Genomic DNA, 19,931 nt, shown 5'->3' with positions numbered 1-19,931 from the left:
CCAATTGCGGATCAAAGAGATAGTTTACCCGGGCTTGGCGTGGGAGGTGCTTCTTGCTGAATGGCGGGCGAGTCGCTGGGCGGTGACCCGGTTGAGATAACCTGAATCCAGCTGTAGCCGCAAAGCGATTTGACCACCTCCGGCTGTTCATCCAGCTCACGGAGGGCGTTGCACAGCCGGGCTTCGACAGCCTCCAGCGAGGGGATCACCGTTTGGCCGAAGTAGTGCTCACGAATATACTTCCCGAGGCTCTCGACGGGGTTAAGCTCCGGGCTGTGCGCCGGCAGCTTCCAAAGGGTGATGCTTCGGGGCACCCGCCAGGCGGTGGCGGTGTGCCAGCCGGCTTGGTCCAGGCACATCACGCAATGCTCGGTGGCAAAGGTTCGGGCCGTGACGCGTAAGACCATCGCCATGGTCTTGGCGTCCATCCAGGGCAAAATGACGCTGCAGAGCCGGCCATCCAAGGGGCTAACAGCCGCCACGGCATACACGTATTGGCGCACGATCTGACGGGCGGCATGGGGGCGCTGAGGAAAGGGGGCCCAGCAGCGGCGTTGGCCCTCGTAGATGCGTCCAAAGCGGGCCTCGTCCGGGAACCATAACCCCAGCGGCCGGCTCGCTTTCAGGCGTAGCTTGGCTGTGGCGGCTTGCCAGGTGGCCCTGAAGTTTTTTTATATGCCTCCAAGGCTTCGGGCGTGGTGCGCGGGTGAGGCGGCCGCGGGGCCAACTTGCGCCAGTCCTGTCGAGCCAGCAGTTCGTAGACGCTGCGCCTGGAGAGGGTGTGGCCGGCGGCTTGCTCCAGCACCTGGCAAATAGAACCCGCCGTGAGCAAATCGCCCGCTAAGGCCCGGGGCTCCAAGCCGGCTAAGGTGCTGGCTTCCTTGGCTCGGCTCTCGAAGTGGCCGCGACGGCGCCCGCCGCGACGCGAGGCCCGCAACGCCTGCGGCCCGCCGCGGTTATAACGGCTGATCCAACGCCAGACGCTGACGACCGAGACCCCCCGTAGGGCGGCCACTTGATGGGCGTGACACGGGTGGAGGGCCATCAGCCACACCACCAGGCGCTTGCGCAACAAGTTGGCGTCGGCCGAAGCGGCGCAGACCCACTCGGTTAACTGCGGCAGACTCAACCATGGCTTGATCTTGGCGGGCGGCCTCATCGCCCGAAGCATAAATCAAACCCAGGCTGGGTAAACTATCTCTTTGATCCGCAATCCGTATTAGTGTCTGTGCGGGCAGTTCCCCGGGCGTTGAGGTTCCCTGCGAGCTTTACACCTATAAGACCGTATAAACAGTCTAGGCCCAACCATCCTGGGAAGGGGTGCAACCTCAGCCGTCCCTGCGGGACGAAGGCCACGCCCGGCCTGCCGCCCTTAATTAAATGCCAGAGGGGTGGAACCCTGGGCTAAGGTCTGCGGGCCCGTTGGGCCTAAGAGCCATTCAAGGTACGAAGCATCATCCTGCGCCCCCCTGAGCCGATATTCTACCGGAATAAGTGTTTGAATGATATGAGGCGCTTCCACCCGCGCGTAAACCGGGTTGGACCGGTGCGCTCTCCCGGCGCCTTCCGTGTCCGGAGACGGCTGATCAAGCGCAGTCTTTCCTCCGGGGCATCGACACCCGGGGACCGGCATGTCCACAAGGGCTGGTGCACGGACGCACCTTTACAAAAGATTTTATTTTTGAACAAAAATCATTTTCCAAAGATCTGAAGTGAGAGCACGGCCAGACGAGGGTCACCGAACTCGCCAGCCACCTGAACGTTTCCGGCTACACCGTCCGCCGGGATCTGGACTCTATGGCGCGCCGCGGGCTCATCACCCGAACCTACGGCGGTGCCGTCGTGGCGGGCGGGTTCACGATCCGCGGGCCGGACCACAGAAGGGAATCACGCCTGAGGGCCGTCGCGCTGCAAGAGGCGCAGGTGCGGGTGGTGGTTGCAGAGGATGACTGACCTGGAGATGCCGCACGACCACCGGCCCCGGATGGGTTCGTTCGGCCGGCTCGCGCCGCGCGTCTATGCAGAACTCCGCGTCACTATGCGAACTTATGCATGGCTCTGTGTAAATCTGTGTAGCCTCAGCTACCTGCAGCTGAGCTTGCGCAACACTTCGTGTGCTCTTGTCCGCTTCTGCCGCACCTCTTTTTGTCAGCGCATCGCAACCGGTTTTATTTGAAAAACAATCAACTTGACGCCTGCGCCGGCTCGATGAAAAGGTGCGTAAGCGCTCTTTATTCCCCTAACAGACATGTGCTCTCCCGAGGAAAACGGTGGTCGGGTTAACCGGCTGACCGGCGGCCAGGCCTCCTCTGTCCATCTTGGTCTCAGCGTGCACGCGGCTCTGGGTGGAGTGCAGATGCGGCCAGGGTATTTCCCAGCGCACAAAAAACCTGTTAGAATCACAATTTGACACTGCCCCTATGGAGACCAGTACGGATACGGCGCTCGTGGTGAGCGTGCACCAGTTCGGTCCGGGCCGGGAAGTCCGGGTAAACCTGAGGTGGCAGGGCAAACACGACGTTGGTGATTTTGAGCTGGATCAGCTCGGCACGATGAGCGCTTGCGATGTCGAGACGGAGCACACATGCTGGGCGGTGATTGATCCGCGGCACCCGGTCACACCCGGCGATTCCATTCCGCTCCGGCCACGGTCGATCTAACAAACGTCACCGAGCTAAAGTTTTCGGCAGTCCTCGTTTACCTCTAACCACCCAAACCTGAACCCACGGTTCTCCCGATCCATCAGCTAATATGAGAATGCGTTCCCCCAAAGTGAGTCTATTGATTGCCGCGGCCTTCTGCGCCGCTGGCTTGGCACCCGGCGCCCGGGTCCGAGCCGCCGGCTTTGACTGGAAACAGGCTTCCGGCACCAAAATCACGGTGGCGTTCAACCAGCACCCCTACGCCGACGCCATCATCCAGCGCCTGGCGCAGTTCAAGGAATTGACGGGCATCGATGTGTCGTACGAAATCACCCCCGAAGAAAACTACTTCGATAAGGTGACCACAAACCTGTCGGCCAGCAGTGGCGTGCCCGACGTGTTCATGACCGGCGTCTACCAGATGTGGGACTATTCCAGCTCCAACCGCATGGAACCGCTGGACAAGTACTTAGACGATTCCACCGTGACCAGCCCGGACTATAACCCGCAAGACTTCCTGGAGGGCGTGTTCGCCGGGGGGAAGTGGAATCTCAAGGCAGGTTCGCTGCCCGGGACAGGCTCGTTGTACTCCGTGCCGCTCGGTTTTGAAATGTACAGCCTGATCTACAACAAGAAGTACTTTGACGAGAAAGGTCTCACCCCTCCCCAGACACTTGATGAACTGATCGAACTGGCAACGAAGCTGAAAGGCTGGAACGGGCCGGGCTCCTACGGGGTAGCGGTGCGCGGCACGCGCAATTGGGCGACCATCCACCCCGGCTACATGTCCATCTATTCAACCGCCGGCGCGAAGGACTTTGCGGTCAAGGACGGAAAGCTGGTCGCGGCCATGGATTCGGCTGAGGCGATCGAGGTGACGCGCAAGTTCGCCGACATGGTCAAACAGGGCGGGCCGCCGGCCTGGTCGAACTACACCTGGTACCAGTGCGGCGCGGACCTGGGAGCGGGCAAAGCGGCGATCCTGTGGGATGCCGATATCAACGGCTTTTTCCAAAACGTGCCGGGCAGCACGAGTCAATCGGGTAACCTTGCCGTGGCCCCGACTCCGGTGATGAAGGCGGGACAACAGCCGCAGTCAAACGAATGGGTCTGGCAATTGGGCATGAACGCCACTTCGAAAAACAAGAAGGCCGCCTGGCTCTTCATGCAATATTTCACCGGGCCGGAGTTTGAGCTGTGGGCGGCGCTCAACGCCAAAACGGTCGACCCGGCGCGTAAATCCATCTGGGATAACCAGCAATTCAAGGACCGGCTGTCCAAGTACGTGGGTTACGTGGACAGCTTCCAGAAAACCATTGCGAACACCAGCATCAAGTTTACTCCCCAGCCGTATTTTATTCAGTCAACGACCGACTGGGCGGCGACGCTCCAAAAAATCGTGCTGTCGGGGGCCGACCCGGCCAGCGCGCTCAAGGATCTGGCCAAGCGCATCACGCGCGACACGTCCAAGCTGAAGTTGACTCAGTCGACGCAGGCGCCGGAGGCCGCAGTGGCCCAAGCCTCGCAATGAGCTGAGTCCGGCCGGGCGGTCCGTGTGCGCGTGCGGGCCGCCCGGTTTTTTTGCGGCTCTTTTTTAAACCCGTCAAGCCTTCCAGCCGCGAGCTTCCTTTGTCATGAGCCACGCCGTCACCACCCCTCCGGAGCGGCCGGTCGCGCCACCTGAATCCGACCTGTCCGAATCGGGCAAACGTTACGCGCAGCGCAAGGCCTTGCGACCCTACCTGGTGCTGGCACCTGCCTTCCTGCTGACCATCGGCATCCTGATCCCGTTTATCATCGCCATCTTTTACTCGTTCACCGACCTGACGCTGCGCAGCTCGGAGTTCAACCTGATAGGCGTCCAGAACTTCATTGACACGTTCACCAGCAGCGACTTTTGGCACTCGGTCACCGTGACGTTGTTGTACGCCTTTTTTTCGACCGCGGTCGAAATGCTCCTGGGGCTGGGCATCGCGTTGCTCCTCAACGAGGAGAACTGGCTGTCGAAGTTCTTACGCCTCGTGCTCATCTTTCCGTTGATGATCGCACCGGTCATCGGGGCATTGGTCTGGCAACTGATGACCAACCCGTCCGTCGGCATTTTGCGTTTCCCGTTGGGCTGGATCGGGTTGCGAGATTTCAGGTGGAGCGCTGACCCGAATTTCGCCCTGTTTTCGGTGATTTTAATCGATGTCTGGATTTACACGCCCTTTGTGGTGATCCTGGTGCTGGCGGGCTTACGCTCGTTGCCCAAGTCACCGTACGAAGCGGCCCTGATCGATGGAGGCTCGGCCTGGTTTGTGTTCCGCAACCTGACCTTGCCGATGCTCTCGCCGGTGATGCTGATTGCGCTGGTGTTCCGCCTGATGACCTCGCTGCAGGAGTTCGCCATCATCTTCGCTTCAACCAAAGGAGGGCCGGGCGACCGGACGCTGAGTGTGTCGATCGGAGCCTACAACCAAGCCTTTCCCTTTTATAACTTGTCGGGCAGCATCCCGATGCTGCTGTTTTTATGGGCGCTGATTTACGCGGTCTGCTTCGTGCTGATCGGCTTTTGGCGTAAAGCGCAGAAAATCTCTTCAGGGGCCGTGTAATATGAACGAGAAAGGAGGCAACAACGCCGTGCTCGCTTCAATAGGCACCGCGCTCAAATACCTGTTGCTGATCCTCTACGCACTGTTCGCACTTTTTCCGCTCATCTGGATGGTGATCCTGGCCTTTAAGCCGGACAACGAGATGTTTACCACCACCTTCTTTTTCCATCCGACGTTGAGCAACTTCCACGCGGTGCTTAGCCAAGCGGATTTTTTAGCTACCTTGTGGAACAACCTGGTGATCAGCTGCCTGGCGGTGGCGTTGTCACTGCTGGTGGGGGTGCCGGCGGCTTACGCGCTGGGGCGCTTCGACTTTAAAGGCAAGGAGGACATCGCCTTCACGTTCCTGTCGTTCAAATTTGCGCCCGAGATCCTGGTCATCATACCGCTGTACTTGATCTACCAGCGCTTACACCTCATCGACAGTTACCTGGGCATGATCTGGGTCTACCAGTTGATCAGCCTGCCATTGTTGATCTGGATCTTGCGCGGGTTCTTCGAGGACCTCTCGCACGACATGGAATCCGCAGCGCAACTGGACGGCTACAGCTGGTGGCAGGTGTTCTTAAAAATGCTGCTGCCGTTGATCAAACCCGGCTTGGTAGCCGCCGCGCTGTTGTGTTTTATCTTCTGTTGGAACGCCTTCACTTTTGCGCTCCTGCTCGGCGGCGGGAAGACCCAGACCTCGACGGTATCGATGACCCGATTTCTGGCCTCCGATACGGTCCATTACGGCTGGGTGGCGACTGCGGCCCTCATCTGCGCATTGCCGGAAGTGATCCTGGCGTTGCTGATCCAAAAGCACTTGGTGCGTGGGTTGTCGTTCGGCGCAGTCAAAGGTTAGAAGCCAAGGGGGAGCACAGGTAGAAAGCTTATGGCGGATGTGGAACTGCAGGCGTTGACGAAGTGGTACGGCAAACGACGCGGGGTTGAAGACTTGTCATTGCGCATCGCCGACAAGGAATTTGTGGCGATGTTCGGGCCGGCCGGCGCCGGCAAGACGACGACGTTGAACCTGATCGCGGGTATCGTGACGCCGCAGCGGGGCAGCGTCAAAATCGCCGGGCGCGACATCGGGGGCCTGGAGCCTGCGGATCGGAACGTGGCCATGGTGTTTGAAAGTTACGCGCTCTACCCGCAGTTGAACGTCTTTGACAACATGGCATTCCCGTTGCGCAGCCCGAAGTTCAAGCTGCCCGAGGAGGAAGTCAAAGCGCGGGTGACGCAGTACGCGAAGATGATGAAGATCGACCACCTGCTGCAGCGGCAGATCACGGCGTTGAGCAACGGGCAGCGGCAGCGCACCGCTCTGGGCCGGGCGCTGGTGCGCAAGCCGCACATTTTTCTGCTGGACGAACCGCTGAGCCATCTGGATGCGAAGTTGCGGCATTCGATGCGGGCCGAACTCAAGGAGATGCGCAGCCAGCTCGGGACCACGACGTTGTACGTGACGCACGACTACCTGGAAGCAATGAGCCTGGGCGACCGCATCGTGGTAATCGACCAGGGGCGCATCCAGCAGGTAGGACCGCCGGATGAGGTCTATTTCCGGCCGGCCAGCACCCTGGTGGCGAGATTGTTCGGCGACCCGGAAGTCAACCTGCTGGATGGTACCTTGCGTGCCGGCGGCGGCGGCACGCAGCTGGAAGCCGAGATTCTGGGGGGTGCGGCGGCACTGCTGCTGCCGGCCAGCACGGCACGGGTCCTGCAACAACGCAGCAGCGGCAACCGGAAGGTACGGCTGGGCTTCCGGCCGGCCGATGTACGGGTCGTGACCGACGGCGAAGCGCGCGCCCTGGGTGGCACGGTCTACAGCTTCGAACCGCTCGGCGCCAAATCGGTGCTGACGGTGGAGACGTTTGAAGGCAGCCGGATTCGCGCCTTGATCGACGGGCATTTGAAGTTTGAGCTGGACCAGCCGATTCGCGTGGCCATCGACCCTCGAGCCTTGATGGTTTTCGACGGCGACAGCCAGGCGTTTGTCGCGCGTTCGGAAGAGCCCCAAGGGGAGGTAGCCCGTGGCTAAATTAACTTTAAAGAATGTGGTCAAGCAGTACAACCCGAACACGCCGCGGGCCGTGGACGACTTGAACCTGGCGTGCGGTGACGGCGAATTCATTGCCCTGCTGGGGCCCTCGGGATGCGGCAAGTCGACCACCTTGCGAATGCTGGCGGGCCTGGAAACAGTTACCGAGGGGCAAATGATGATCGGGGACCGGGTGATCAACGCGGTTCACCCGAAGGATCGCGGCATCGGCCTGGCTTTTGAGAACTATGCGCTTTACCCGCCGTTGACGGTACGGGAGAACCTGGCGTTCAACTTGAAGGCGCACGGAGTCACTCCGGAGGAGATCGACCGGCGCGTGACCGAGATTGCCCGCTACCTGCAGATCGAAGAGCTGCTGGCGCTTAAACCGGCGGCGTTGAGCAGCGGCCAGAAGCAACGAGTCAACATCGCCCGGGCACTGGTGCGCCGGCCGGCTTTGCTGCTGTTGGACGAACCGTTGAGCCACCTGGACGCAGCCTTGCGGGTGCAGATGCGCACCGAGATCAAGCGCCTGCACAAAGAACAAGGGTTTACGACCATCATTGTGACCCACGACCAGTTGGAAGCGATGGCGCTGGCCGATCGTATTGCGGTGTTGAATGACGGCAAGCTGCAACAGTTCGACACGCCGTTGACGGTGTTTAATCACCCGGCCAACGAATTTGTGGCGGGATTTCTGGGTGAACCGCCGATGAACATTTTTGCGGTCCAGGTTGAGGACGGTCGCCTGGTGGTGCCCGGGACCGAGTTTGCCTTGCCGGTTGCCGGCGTGGTGAGCCGCACGCTGGGCACGCGGACGAAGGTGAAACTCGGGGTGCGGCCGTGGGGTATTCGCCTCAGCGACACCGCGCTGCCCGCCAGCGTGGCGGGCACGGTAACGGTCGTCGAAAACCTGGGGGACGAAACGCGGGTAGGGGTACGCTACGGTGAGTTGCTCCTGATGGCCAGCATGCCGGTCACGAATCGTTACCGGCCCGGCAGCAAAGTGCATCTGGCGTTCCGCGATGAAGATCTCAACCTTTTTGATGCCGAGTCGGGCGAGCGTTTGATTGCCTGACTCCTGACAACGTTTATCGCCCCTTGCTGCCTCACGAGAGACCAGACTAACTTTTTACCAACCGAGGATCGATCACCCATGAGTGCGTCCACTGATACCCTTCCCCAAACGGCACCCCGTTCCACCACCCCACCCGCGCAATTGCCGGAAACCATGCGGGCCGTCGTCGCCTATGCCCCCGGCGACTACCGGCTCGAGACGGTGCCGGTGCCGCGGGCCGGCGCCGATGACATCATCGTCAAGGTCGAAGCCTGCGGCATCTGCGCGGGAGACATCAAGAGCTACGTGGGGGCCGAATCCTTCTGGGGCGGCGGCGGCCAGCCCGCTTACATCAAAGCCCCCATGATCCCGGGTCACGAATTCGTGGGCTGGGTGGTTGAGGTTGGTGAGAACGTGGCCCGAAAGGGCGAGGTCAAAGTTGGGGACCGGCTCATTTCCGAGCAGATCGTGCCGTGTTGGGATTGTCGTTTTTGCAAGCGGGGCGAGTACTGGATGTGCGAGCGCCACGACGTCTACGGTTTTCAGAACAACGTTAACGGCGGGTTTGCCGAGTACATGCGCTACCCCAAGGAGGGCATCAATCATCAGGTGCCGCAGGATTTGCCGTTGGAGAAAGCCATTTTGATCGAGCCTTACGCCTGCTCGGCCTGGTGCGTCAAACGGGCCGACATCGGCTGGGACGATACCGTCGTGCTGGCCGGGGCGGGAACGCTCGGCCTGGGAATGGTAGGGGCCGCCAGGCTGCGGAACCCGAAGAAGTTGGTGGTCATGGACACCAAACCCGAGCGGCTGGAGTTAGCCAAAAAATTCGGGGCCGACGTCGTGCTCAATCCGTTGAAAGACGACGTCGTCCAGATCGTCAAAGACATGACCGGCGGCTACGGCTGCGACATCTACATCGAAGCCACGGGTCACCCTAACGCGGTGGTGCAGGGATTGCAGATGATCCGCAAACTGGGCCGCTTCGTGGAGTTCAGCGTCTTTTCGCACGACGTGACGGTCGACTGGAGCATCATTTCAGATCGCAAACAGTTGGACATCCTGGGGGTGCACCTCGGACCGTACTGCTACCCGTTCGTCATCGACGGCATCGCCAACGGCAAACTGCCGACCGAAGGCGTTGTTACCCACCAGTTGCCGCTCGAGGAATACGAGAAAGGCTTGGAGATGATGAAGAAGGGCGAAAAATCGCTCAAGATTCTGCTGATTCCCTAACCGGGTTAAACGGGATCGGCGCCAAATGCACCCGATCCGGCCAAGCGCATGCTGCCGGCGGCGTCGGTCCCTTACATCATATATGAGCACTCCTGAAAAATCGATCGCGGTCGGCGCGGACGACGCCGCGTTGGAACTTAAGGCGAAGATCACCGAACACCTCAGATCAAAGGGTATCGCGGTGACGGACTACGGCGAAAAGAGTTTTGCCTCTTACCCGGACGTGGCTTTGGAGGTGGCGCAAGCGGTGGCAGCCGGCAAACATGAACGTGGCATCCTCATGTGCGGCACCGGCATCGGCATGGCCATCACCGCCAACAAGGTGCCTGGTGTGCGTGCGGCCGTCTGCCACGACGTCTACTCGGCCGAGCGCTCGCGAAAAAGCAATGATTGCCAAGTCATGGCCCTTGGCGCCCGTGTGGTCGGCGAGGAGCTGGCCAAATCGCTCGTCGACGCCTGGCTCGCCTCCGAATTCCAGGGCGGCCGGTCGACCCCCAAAGTCGAGCGCATGAAACAAATCGACGAGCAGTTCCACACGCAGCCGGCGGCGGCCTCATCCTCCTCCCCCTCCAAATGAGCTCTTATTCGACCCAGCGCATCATCAACGACCCCAACCGGGTGGTTGAAGACATGCTCCAGGGCTTTTTCAAAGCGCATCAGGGCTTGGTAGTCCCGATCCCGGACAACCCGCGGGTGGTCAAGTACGCCCGGGCGCCCATTCAGGGCAAGGTGGGCGTGGTGACCGGCGGCGGTTCGGGCCACAAACCGGCCTTCATCGGCTACGTGGGCAAGAACCTGTGCGACGCGGTGGCCGTCGGCGAGATTTTCAGTTCGCCCTCGGCCCAGGTGTTTTACGACGCTTTCAAGGCCGCGGATGGCGGGGCGGGCATCGCCTGCCTATACGGCAACTACGCCGGCGACAACATGAACGTCAAAATGGCCAAGCAACTGGCGGCCATGGACGGCATTGAGATAAAGACGGTGGTGGCTAACGACGACGTGGCAAGCGCGCCCAAGGATGAGCCGCAGAAGCGGCGCGGGGTGGCCGGCGAGGTGCTCATGTGGAAGGTGGGAGGCGCCAAAGCCGCCCAGGGTGGGTCCCTGGACGAGGTGATCGCAGCGGCCCAGAAAGCCATCAATCAGACCCGCAGCATCGGGGTGGGCTTAAGCCCCTGTACAATCCCGGCGGTCGGCAAGCCGAACTTTTCGATCAAGCCGGGCACGATGGAGGTCGGCATCGGCCACCACGGCGAGCCGGGGGTGAAGGTTTCGGAACTTAGGACCGCCAACGAGATCGCCGAGATGTGCCTCAATGACTTCATCCTGCCTGACCTGCCGTTCGGCTCGGGTGACGAGGTGGTGGTGCTGATCTCGGGCCTGGGGGCCACGCCGGTGATGGAACTCTACATTGCCTACAGCCGCGCCCACGATCTTTTGGAGCAAGCCGGGATCAAGGTGCACCGCGCTTACGTGGGTAACTATTTCACCTCGCTGGAGATGATGGGCATCACCTTCACGGTGCTCAAGCTCGACGACGAACTTAAAGGCCTCATCGACCTGGAGGCCGAAAGCGCCGGGTTAACCCAACTGGCCCGCTGAGCCGTTTCCGTGCCTCCGATTATGGCGAACACCTACCCCAATACTGAAGGGCGCCCGCTGGTGCTGGCGTTAATTGAAACGATCGAGACGAACAAGGCGCACTTAAGTGAGATCGACGGCAAGATCGGCGATGGCGATCACGGCATCAACATGGCCAAAGGCTTCGGCCTGGTCCGGGAGCGACTCGGGGACAAAGCCGTGACGGTCAGCGAAGGGCTGGGGCTGATCGGCCGGACGTTGATGACCGAGATCGGGGGCTCGATGGGGCCCATCTACGGGACGCTTTTCGTGCAGATGAGCCTTAAATCCAAAGGCAAACCCGAGATCGACGCCCGGACCTTCGGCGAGATGCTTCAGGCGGCCCGGGCGGGGCTGGAAGAGTTGGGGGGCGCCAAGGTAGGGGACAAGACCATCATGGACACGCTGATCCCGGCGCAGGAAGCGTGCCAGCAGGCGGTGGATAAAGGCGCTTCGCTGCCGGAAGCCTTGAACCGGATGGCTGAGGCCGCCGAACAAGGCAAGGAATCGACGCGGGATCTGGTGGCCCGGATCGGGCGTTCGGCCCGCTTGGGCGAGCGTTCGCGCGGGGTGCTCGACGCGGGCGCCACCTCCGGCGCGCTGATCCTGCAGACGTTCAGCCGGGTTCTCTCGGGCGCCTCCTGATTTCTCACAGGGGGAAACGGCCGGTCCGCTTGGACGGCGCGGGCCGGCTCGTTCCCGAAACGGAATGAAATGGAATGCAGTGGAAAGCTTTAAGCTATGAAACTTAATCAGATCATGACCGCAGATGTGCAGGTGGTCTCCCCGGACGCCTCTATCATTGACGCCGCCGAGAAAATGCGTTCGCTCGACGTCGGCGTTCTGCCCGTGACGGAACGCGAGCGTCTCGTCGGCATCATAACCGACCGCGACATCACGATTCGCGCCGTCGCCGAAGGCCGTGACCCGAAACGTACGCGGGTTCGGGACTGTATGACCTCGGGAGCGGTGTTCTGTTTTGAGGATCAGGACAGCGACGACGCCGTGCTCCTGATGGAGCAACAACAGGTCCGGCGTATTCCTGTACTGAACCGTGACCGTCAAGTGGTGGGTGTGGTTGCGCTCGCAGACATCGCCACCCGGCTCGGACAAGAAATGGCCGGAAGCGCCGCCGTGGCCATCTCGTCCTCCGGCGCGCCGGCATCCGGAACCCAAACTTTCTCCGGCGCCGAACCGTCTCGAACCGAACCCCCGATCGCGCGGAACGCAAATCCGGCCGGGGTGTCGACGGCGCGCCAGGTACCCAATGTCCCGGTGCACGCGGAGGGAGAAAGGGGGGAGAACGCAACGGGCGAACTGGGCACCGCCGGCGCCGGCACGGTTCGAAGCGACATCCCCATCGCACGCAACTCGAACCCGAAGGGCGTCGACTGATTGCCATCCGTGTCAACGGCCCGCGACCCTGCGCAGGTTTTTTGCCGGACTGTTTATGGACCGCTGTTTAAAGTTAATCACGGTGTGCTGCTTTGCCGTCGCGGTTCCTGCCCTCTGGGCGCAGAAGGTGGTCACCGAAGATTCTCCCACACCGGAGGGCGCCTTCATCCTTGGCGCTGCCAAAGGAGGATTGGCCGAGATTAAACTGGGGAAGCTGGCCGCCGAACGCGCGGCGGATCCCAAGGTAAAAGAGTTCGGGAACCGGATGGTCGAAGATCATCAGAAAGCGAACGACGACCTCAGGCAGGTTGCCAACGACAAAAAGGTCAAGTGGCCGGACGACCTGACGGAGGAACAGGTTGCGACCTTTAATAAGCTTTCGCAACTTTCCGGCCCGGACTTCGATCGCGAATACGTTCAGGCGATGGTCGAGGATCATCAGCAGGACGTCAGTGAATTCCAGCAGGAGGAAGGACGCGTGCGGGATCCCGAGTTGAAAGGGTTCGTGAGCCGGACCCTGCCCATCCTTCAGCATCACCTGCAGATGGCTCAAGAGCTCCAGCGCCAGGAGCATCAAGGGTCCGGAGGATCCTGATCCCGGCCATAGTTTTTCAAGGCCTTTAAGGCCGAAGGCAATGCCCTGAACCCCGGCCATCTAACCGGATGGCTGTGGGGTTTACCCCCTTCGTTCCCTCCCGCCGGGAGGCCTTTCCCCGGGCTTCACCCGGCCTCTAAATAACTGGCTTTGAACAAGTAAAGGCGCTAATTGCACCTTTACGGGATCTCACAATGCTGGAATCTTATCCGCTGGCCAAACATCACGATGACAGCGCACACGGCAGAGGCATTCTTCGTTCCGGCTAAGCTCGACCGAACGAACGGAGTGCCCCTGCATGTTCAGATTGAGCGCCTCATTGAGGATCTGATTCGCCAGCCCCCTTATTCGGCCGGGGCGTTATTGCCCGATGAATTGACCCTTGCAAGCCGTCTCGGGGTCAGCCGCGGGACCGTCCGTAACAGCATTTTGAATCTGGTCCATTTAGGCCTGCTGGAACGCCGCAAAGGGGTAGGGACCAGGGTCGTTCAATCCGGGCTCGTCGCCTGGGCCAGCCTGACGGGGGAAATGAGGCGAAAAGGGATTTCCGTCCAGTCATTTTTACTGGAGGTCTCCGATAAAGTTGCCAAGGGAAAGGTTGCGGATGCCTTGCAAGTGCTTCCGGGAACAACCGTTAAATGCCTGGACCAGGTCCGTGGCTGGGATGACCGGCCGACCCTGCAATCCCGGTCGTGGTTCCACCCCCGGCTTAGCCTTTCCGGCAACGAGGATTTCCGGCGGCCGCTTTACGGTTTATTGAAAGAGGAGGCCGGCGTGGCCGTCGACCACGCCCGTGAAGAATTTCTGGCGGTGGCTGCCGACGCGCGGACGGCGCGCCGCCTCAAGATTAAGAAGGGTACGCCCCTGTTGCTCCGGCTCCGGACCTCATTCGATTCCGACGGCCGTCCCGTTGATTACGCCGAAATCCATTATCATACCGGAGATATCTCCCTGACGTTAACCTCACGCTGGGAACCGGTCGGGTAACCGGGCACGGCGGGACGCCGCCGAATCTCGAACCTTACTCGCCACCCGGCACCCGCCGAGCAAATACGTCTAGACAATCAGGACCCGAGATTCTACCGTTTAAGGGTCAGTTCCCCTCCTTGATTGCGGCGCAGAGATATTCAGGAAGTAACGGCTCCGCGGCCCTCCTCGCCTGACTCAAAACGATCAACTTCTCTTCCGTGATGAATAACCGGTATGTCTGCTATCTTTTCATCGGTTCCCCGGGAGCAGGTAAAGGAGCCCGGGGCAAAATCCTCGGCACGATCCCGCGGTTTATTTCCATCGTGCGTGCGGCAACGTGTTCCGCGCACTGACCAAGGAAAGGGGACGGCATGGAACTGACCGACGGTGAGGATGTGATTCGCGAGCGCGAATTGGTGAGCCTGCACCCATTGTCTCGCGAGGTGCCCAACGTGGACGCGGCCGTGGCTGAGATCGCGCGTTACTCGGCCGAATTGACCTTGCCTCAGGGCACCATTCACGTCATCAGCGACGTTCACGGCGAGGATCAGAAGCTGCGCCACGTCATCAACAATGCTTCGGGCACGCTGCGGCCCCTGGTCGAGCGGCTTTTCGAGGAACACATGACCCCGGAACGTTTCCGTGAATTTCTGGCGCTGATCTTTTACCCGGCTGAAGTCGTGGGCCGGCTCGAGCGCACCCTGCAGAGCGTCGAGGAACGCAAAGCGTACGCGCAACGCACGCTGTACGAGTTGTTTACCGTAGTACGGGTACTGGCGGCCCGGCGCAGCCTCCGGCACGCCACGCGCGTCTTTCCGGCTGAGTACCGGGAACTCTTTACCGAAATCCTGCATGCGCCTTCGACCGACCGCCATCGCGATTACGTCGACGCCATCGTCGACGCGCTGGCGAGTCACGACCGTCTGTTGCACCTGATTCACCTTACCGGCCGGGTGATCCGTAACCTGGCCATCGACGAGTTAGTCATCGCCGGGGATTGCTGGGACCGCGGGCCCCGGGGCGATCGGGTCGTCGATTACCTCATGCAGCAGCCTAAAGTTGCCCTGGTGTGGGGCAACCACGACGCGTCCTGGATCGGCGCGTGTCTGGGGCATGAAGCGCTTATCTGTCAGGTGTTGCGTATCTCCCTGCGTTACCGGCGATTGTTGCAGCTGGAGGAAGGTTACGGCATCCCGTTGGCGGCACTGGATCGCCTCGCCCGTACGATCTACGGGGATGACCCGGCGACGAGTTTCGCCGTCAAGGGTATCGGGTTGCGCGAAGCCATCACTGTGGCGCGAATGCAGAAGGCGGCCGCGGTGATGCAGTTCAAGCTTGAGGGCCAGATGATCGCGCGGCACCCCGAGTGGGGAATGGAGCACCGGCGGTTGTTGCACCGGATCGATCACGCCGCCGGCACCGTCGAGCTGGACGGGACCGCTTACCCGCTCAAGGACGCGTACCTGCCGACGGTCGACCCGGCAGACCCTTACGCGTTAAGCCCCGAGGAACAGGAATGCATGAACCGGCTGCGCGGGTCGTTTCTGGCGAGCGATAAGCTCTGGGAGCAGATCCGCTGGATGGCGGCGCACGGTCACATGCACCTGGTGCGCGAAGGTCACCTGATCTTCCACGGCTGCGTGCCGGTCGATGAACAGGGCGAATTTTTGCCGATGACGGTTGCCGGATGCCCCTACCGTGGGAAAGCGCTTTTCGAATCCATCGAGCGCGAGATTTACCGCGTGATGGAGCACGGGCCGGATACCCCGGAAAGTTTGGACCTGTTCTGGTACCTGTGGAGCGGGCCGCAGTCGCCGCTGTTCGGCAAGGATCGCATCACGACGTTCGAACGCGATTTCGTGGCCGATGCAAACACCTATCACGAAACCAAGAACCCGTATTTCCGCCTGATTCACGAAGTCTGGTTTTGCGAGAAAGTGCTGGCCGAGTTCGGCGTTGATCCCGAGGCGGGCATGATCGTCAACGGCCACGTGCCGGTGAGGCTCGAAAAGGGCGAGTCGCCCCTGAAAAAGAGCGGCAAGGCGGTGACCATCGACGGGGCGTTTTCCGAGGCCTACGGTGATCACGGGTTTACCCTGGTGCTGGAGCCGTTGCGGACCTTCATCGCCACGCACCACCATTTCGAATCGGTGCAGGCTGCTCTCGAGCAGGGGGCGGATATCGTTCCGAGCCGTACGGTGGTGCGGGAATGGGACTGGCCGCGGCGCGTGGCCCACGGCCAGCGCGGCCGGCAGCTTCGTCTGGCCATCAATCAACTTGAACGCCTCGTCGAAGCCTACCGTAACCACGAACTGCCCCAGCGGTTCCCCGGGTAAGTGGAACTCAGTCACACGGCGGGCACGGTGGCCACAGCGGGTCTGGCGGGCACAACGTAAGAGTTCACACGGCGACCACGGCGAGCCACGGCGACCACGGCGGATCCACAGATTAAAAGAATCATCCGCAGAGCACGCAGAAGGACGCAGAAAAGAGAAAACATCCACAAATTACACAGATTACACAGACTAAGGGTCACACGGCGGGAAGGCTGGGTTCCAAGCTTGGCACTCGCACCTACCCCCAAGATGCCGCGCCGAGCCCCGAACGCTAAACCCTTTCCTCTTCCCGCCGTGGTCGCCGTGTTCCGCCGCGGCGCCGTGTGATTCTTCTCCGCTGCGGCCGCCGCGTGACCGTGTGACCTTCATCTGTGTAATCTGTGGATGCTTTCTCTTTTCTGCGTGGTCTGCGTGTTCTGCGGACGATTCTGTTTTATCTGTGGACATGAACAAAGCTCAACATGATGCGGTAAAGGCTGCGCCCTTTGACACGGCGCGACTCGACGCCTTGCTCGACGACGAGGGTGTCGACGTTCTCGTGGTGACCTCCAAGCACAACGTGCAATACCTGCTGGGTGGCTATCGCTTCTTTTTCTTCGAGCACATGGATGCCATGGGGGTAAGCCGCTATCTGCCGGTCGTGGTCTATCAGAAGGGCCGCCCTGACAACACGGCCTATATCGGCTCCGAGCTCGAGGATTACGAGAAGGAGCTCGGCAAATTCTGGCCTCGGGTGATCGAGACAGCCGTCAGCACCAGTACCGGCGCGGCTCAAAGCGCGATCGAGTACATCAAGGGTTTGCCCGGACCGGTTCGCAAGGTTGGCGTCGAGGCGCCATTCCTCCCCTGGGATGCGGCCCAGGCGCTCCGGGACGGGCTCAGCCAGTGCCGGATCGTCGACGCCGGGTTCCCGTTGGAACGGCTGCGCGCGTGCAAGACACAAGCCGAGCTCACGCAATTGCGCGAGGCGTCCGAACGCGTCGTGGCCTCGATGCTCGCGGCGTTTGACGGGTGCGCGCCTGGCCAGACGAAAACTGAGGTCGTCGACCGGTTACGGCGAGAGGAAGTCGGGCGGGGGCTGACCTTCGATTACTGCCTGATCACGGCCGGCACCAACCTCAACCGCGCGCCCTCCGGCCAGCGTCTCGAGGCCGGCGACATCATTTCACTTGATTCCGGGGGGAGCTATCAGGGTTACCTGGGGGATTTGTGCCGGATGGGCATTCTGGGCGAGCCTGACGCCGAACTGGCGGACCTTCTTGGTGCGGTTGACGAGATTCAACAGCGGGCACGCCGCCCGATTCGCCGGGGTGCGACGGGATCCGAGATCTTCGCGGCCGTCCACGAGTTGGTTGACGCCTCGCCTCACCGAGCCTACCTGGATTTCATGGCGCACGGCATTGGCCTGATCAGTCATGAAGCGCCGCGCTTGATCGACAATGAGTCTTACAACGGCTACGACGGGGCCCGGCCGTTGGAGACCGGCATGGTCATCTCCATCGAGACCACGATGAAGCATCCCGGACGCGGGTTCATCAAGCTCGAGGATACCGTCGCGGTTACCGACACGGGTTGTGAGGGGTTCGGCGATCAGGGGCGGGGCTGGAACCGGGCGGGGTAAAACGTCTGCGGACGGCGAGGCCGAGGCGGGGTCGTTTGACCTCCTTTCGGATTTCGCCCGCCGATGACGAAAAAAACTCGCACCAAACCTTGAGGACCGACCGCTGCGAATGGTCCATGACTGGTGCACCCCGAAACCGGAGGCTCTGATGGCTGTTTCCTGTTTTTACAAACCAACCCGGCCCGAGCGCGAAGGCGAACGCTGCGGCAGCGAACCGACGCCCCTGGTACCGCTGGTGCTTTGCATTCTTGCCGTGGCTGTGGCGACGGCGTTGGTGCAGGTGAGTTGGGCGAGCCCCCTTCTCGGGGGAACGGTTCTGTTGGTGGCGGTGGCCGCTTTTCGGAACGGGATCGAAGACGCCCGACAAGAGGTGGCCGCCACGGAGGCCCAAAGCGCGCAGGCAACGCCCCCGGAACCATCGCGGCCGGCGAAGGAATCGCTCGAACCGCCGTTTCAAAAACCGGCCCGCGCCGCCCACCGGTTCAGAGGTGATAACGTGTGGGGCCTGAACTGAATCAAGGAAGGCCCGCCGGCCACCCGACCGGCGGGCACCGCTGGTTGGAGAGGCCATTCTCGAAGGGCACCCATTGTGCCGCGCCGGCGTCAGGGCATCAACGAGGCGGTTTCCGCAGCGTACGCCTGGGAAAATCCTGGTGTCGCCTCGGTTGCGTTCCACCTGCCCGGCTCGTGACCCGTGCATCGAGCAGGTGACGAAAGCACGCTAAAGATGCCCGAATGAAGTCGCTAAGATCCATGCTCCTGACTCTCCTCCTGGCCGGTCCGGTTGCGTTGGCCGTCCTGGCTGACCCGGTTCCTTCCTCCGGCGCCGGCGCTACACCGGCCGGCCCGCGTCCGGTGGTCGCGGGGCTGGACGACTACCGGCTTACTTTCAACGAAGAGTTTGACAAACCTTTGAGCATCGCGGGCGGAACCGGCTGGGACGGACGCGGCATCACCCGCTGGATCTGTCATACCCCCTACTCGGGCGATTTCGGCGATGCGTGGTTCAGCGGGCCGGCGGACGGCAAGGGACCGGACGGCAAGTTGCTGAGCCCTTTCTCGGTCGCGGGCGGAATCCTGACGATTACCGCCTGGCAGGATCCCTCCCGGCAAAACCACTGGCGCAGCGGCCTCCTTTCCAGCGTCGACACCGAAGGCCGGGGATTCTCACAGGCCATGGGTTACTGGGAATGCCGGATGAAATGCCCCAGCGGTCCGGGCGTGTGGCCGGCGTTTTGGTTGAGCAGCGTGGGCGGGATCAAAAAAGGTCCCTCCGCCGAGATCGACATCCTGGAAGCCTACGGGGTGGACATGACCGTCGCCCACCAGAACGTCCATCTTTGGAACACCGCCCACGGATTGGGCGAGGGCCATTCAACCAAAACGGCTGATTTAAGCGCCGACTGGCACGTCTTTTCCTGCCTGATCGACGATGCCCGTATTCATTTCTACATCGACGCGAACGAGGTCTGGAACACGCCGGTCTTCCCGGAGGCGAAGCTCCCCTTGTACGTCATGGTCGATTTGGCCTTGGGCGGTGGCTGGCCGATCGATAAAACGCCCAGCCCTTCCAGGCTCCTGGTCGATTACGTCCGCGTTTACGCCCCGCGCACCCCGTAACCCGGAATTTTCACCGACGGTGGGGTTGTGACCGGTAGTGCCATTTACACCGGTTTTGAAGTTGGTGGAGCTGCTCGTTGCACGAGTGAGACGGCCGGGCGTGGCCTTCGTCCCGCAGGGACGGCTGATCCTATACCATTCAGGCAGCTATCTCGGTAGAATGCCGGCTGGAGGGGGGTGTCGCCGCCGGAGGATGCTCCGCACTTGGTTGAATCGGTTTTAG

The 19,931-nt window shown here is 61.3% G+C and carries 20 protein-coding genes; 18 read left to right on the top strand and 2 right to left on the bottom strand.

The window, feature by feature from the left end; all coding sequences use genetic code 11:
• Positions 1 to 11 precede the first annotated feature (11 nt).
• Together JO015_03240 and JO015_03235 are read right to left on the bottom strand one after the other, a co-directional pair.
• Positions 12 to 626, bottom strand: coding sequence for a transposase (locus tag JO015_03240; GenBank protein MBV9998108.1), 615 nt, complete (start codon positions 624 to 626; stop codon positions 12 to 14).
• The gene (locus tag JO015_03235; protein MBV9998107.1) at positions 623 to 1,171 is read right to left on the bottom strand and encodes a winged helix-turn-helix domain-containing protein; all 549 of its coding nucleotides are present in this window, start codon (positions 1,169 to 1,171) and stop codon (positions 623 to 625) included. Before JO015_03235 ends, JO015_03240 begins: the two co-directional genes overlap by 4 nt.
• A gap of 584 nt (positions 1,172 to 1,755) precedes the next feature.
• Here JO015_03235 and JO015_03230 point away from each other — a divergent pair.
• The 18 genes from JO015_03230 to JO015_03145 all read left to right on the top strand — a co-directional run bounded on the left by JO015_03230 (position 1,756) and on the right by JO015_03145 (position 19,708).
• Complete coding sequence (locus JO015_03230; GenBank protein ID MBV9998106.1) at positions 1,756 to 1,953, top strand: DeoR family transcriptional regulator; 198 nt, start codon at positions 1,756 to 1,758, stop codon at positions 1,951 to 1,953.
• 467 nt (positions 1,954 to 2,420) lie between these two features.
• Positions 2,421 to 2,660 (top strand): hypothetical protein, encoded by a 240-nt coding sequence (locus JO015_03225; GenBank protein ID MBV9998105.1) that lies wholly within the window; start codon positions 2,421 to 2,423, stop codon positions 2,658 to 2,660.
• 91 nt (positions 2,661 to 2,751) lie between these two features.
• On the top strand, positions 2,752 to 4,173 hold the full coding sequence (locus JO015_03220) for a sugar ABC transporter substrate-binding protein (GenBank protein ID MBV9998104.1): 1,422 nt from the start codon (positions 2,752 to 2,754) through the stop codon (positions 4,171 to 4,173).
• Positions 4,174 to 4,276: 103 nt separating this feature from the next.
• Positions 4,277 to 5,236 (top strand): sugar ABC transporter permease, encoded by a 960-nt coding sequence (locus tag JO015_03215; GenBank protein ID MBV9998103.1) that lies wholly within the window; start codon positions 4,277 to 4,279, stop codon positions 5,234 to 5,236.
• 1 nt (position 5,237) lies between these two features.
• A complete protein-coding gene (locus JO015_03210; protein ID MBV9998102.1) occupies positions 5,238 to 6,080 on the top strand; it encodes a carbohydrate ABC transporter permease in 843 nt (280 codons plus the stop codon).
• A gap of 30 nt (positions 6,081 to 6,110) precedes the next feature.
• Entirely contained in the window at positions 6,111 to 7,262 is a 1,152-nt protein-coding gene (locus tag JO015_03205; GenBank protein ID MBV9998101.1) for an ABC transporter ATP-binding protein, read from the top strand.
• Positions 7,255 to 8,340, top strand: a complete 1,086-nt coding sequence (locus tag JO015_03200) for an ABC transporter ATP-binding protein (GenBank protein MBV9998100.1) — start codon at positions 7,255 to 7,257, stop codon at positions 8,338 to 8,340. The genes JO015_03205 and JO015_03200 overlap by 8 nt, the downstream gene beginning before the upstream one ends.
• 78 nt (positions 8,341 to 8,418) lie before the next feature.
• The gene (locus tag JO015_03195) at positions 8,419 to 9,555 is read left to right on the top strand and encodes an alcohol dehydrogenase catalytic domain-containing protein (GenBank protein ID MBV9998099.1); all 1,137 of its coding nucleotides are present in this window, start codon (positions 8,419 to 8,421) and stop codon (positions 9,553 to 9,555) included.
• An 82-nt stretch (positions 9,556 to 9,637) separates the two neighbouring features.
• Positions 9,638 to 10,132 carry a ribose 5-phosphate isomerase B gene (gene rpiB / locus JO015_03190; protein MBV9998098.1) on the top strand — a complete coding sequence of 165 codons (495 nt, stop codon included), beginning with the start codon at positions 9,638 to 9,640 and terminating at the stop codon, positions 10,130 to 10,132.
• On the top strand, positions 10,129 to 11,154 hold the full coding sequence (locus JO015_03185; protein ID MBV9998097.1) for a dihydroxyacetone kinase subunit DhaK: 1,026 nt from the start codon (positions 10,129 to 10,131) through the stop codon (positions 11,152 to 11,154). The genes rpiB and JO015_03185 overlap by 4 nt, the downstream gene beginning before the upstream one ends.
• 21 nt (positions 11,155 to 11,175) lie before the next feature.
• Complete coding sequence (dhaL, locus tag JO015_03180; GenBank protein ID MBV9998096.1) at positions 11,176 to 11,817, top strand: dihydroxyacetone kinase subunit L; 642 nt, start codon at positions 11,176 to 11,178, stop codon at positions 11,815 to 11,817.
• A gap of 96 nt (positions 11,818 to 11,913) precedes the next feature.
• Positions 11,914 to 12,567 carry a CBS domain-containing protein gene (locus JO015_03175; GenBank protein MBV9998095.1) on the top strand — a complete coding sequence of 218 codons (654 nt, stop codon included), beginning with the start codon at positions 11,914 to 11,916 and terminating at the stop codon, positions 12,565 to 12,567.
• Between the two features lie 55 nt (positions 12,568 to 12,622).
• Positions 12,623 to 13,162, top strand: coding sequence for a DUF4142 domain-containing protein (locus JO015_03170; GenBank protein MBV9998094.1), 540 nt, complete (start codon positions 12,623 to 12,625; stop codon positions 13,160 to 13,162).
• 288 nt (positions 13,163 to 13,450) lie between these two features.
• The gene (locus JO015_03165) at positions 13,451 to 14,149 is read left to right on the top strand and encodes a GntR family transcriptional regulator (protein MBV9998093.1); all 699 of its coding nucleotides are present in this window, start codon (positions 13,451 to 13,453) and stop codon (positions 14,147 to 14,149) included.
• A 353-nt stretch (positions 14,150 to 14,502) separates the two neighbouring features.
• Entirely contained in the window at positions 14,503 to 16,467 is a 1,965-nt protein-coding gene (locus JO015_03160; GenBank protein ID MBV9998092.1) for a fructose-bisphosphatase class III, read from the top strand.
• Positions 16,468 to 16,912: 445 nt separating this feature from the next.
• Positions 16,913 to 18,088 carry an aminopeptidase P family protein gene (locus tag JO015_03155; protein MBV9998091.1) on the top strand — a complete coding sequence of 392 codons (1,176 nt, stop codon included), beginning with the start codon at positions 16,913 to 16,915 and terminating at the stop codon, positions 18,086 to 18,088.
• A gap of 148 nt (positions 18,089 to 18,236) precedes the next feature.
• On the top strand, positions 18,237 to 18,602 hold the full coding sequence (locus JO015_03150) for a hypothetical protein (GenBank protein ID MBV9998090.1): 366 nt from the start codon (positions 18,237 to 18,239) through the stop codon (positions 18,600 to 18,602).
• Between the two features lie 221 nt (positions 18,603 to 18,823).
• Complete coding sequence (locus JO015_03145) at positions 18,824 to 19,708, top strand: glycoside hydrolase family 16 protein (protein MBV9998089.1); 885 nt, start codon at positions 18,824 to 18,826, stop codon at positions 19,706 to 19,708.
• Positions 19,709 to 19,931: the final 223 nt, after the last annotated feature.

This window comes from Verrucomicrobiota bacterium, assembly GCA_019247695.1.
Taxonomy (GTDB): domain Bacteria; phylum Verrucomicrobiota; class Verrucomicrobiia; order Chthoniobacterales; family JAFAMB01; genus JAFBAP01.
The sequence above is the reverse complement of the archived record's forward strand: the minus strand, read 5'-3'. Positions and strand labels throughout refer to the sequence as shown.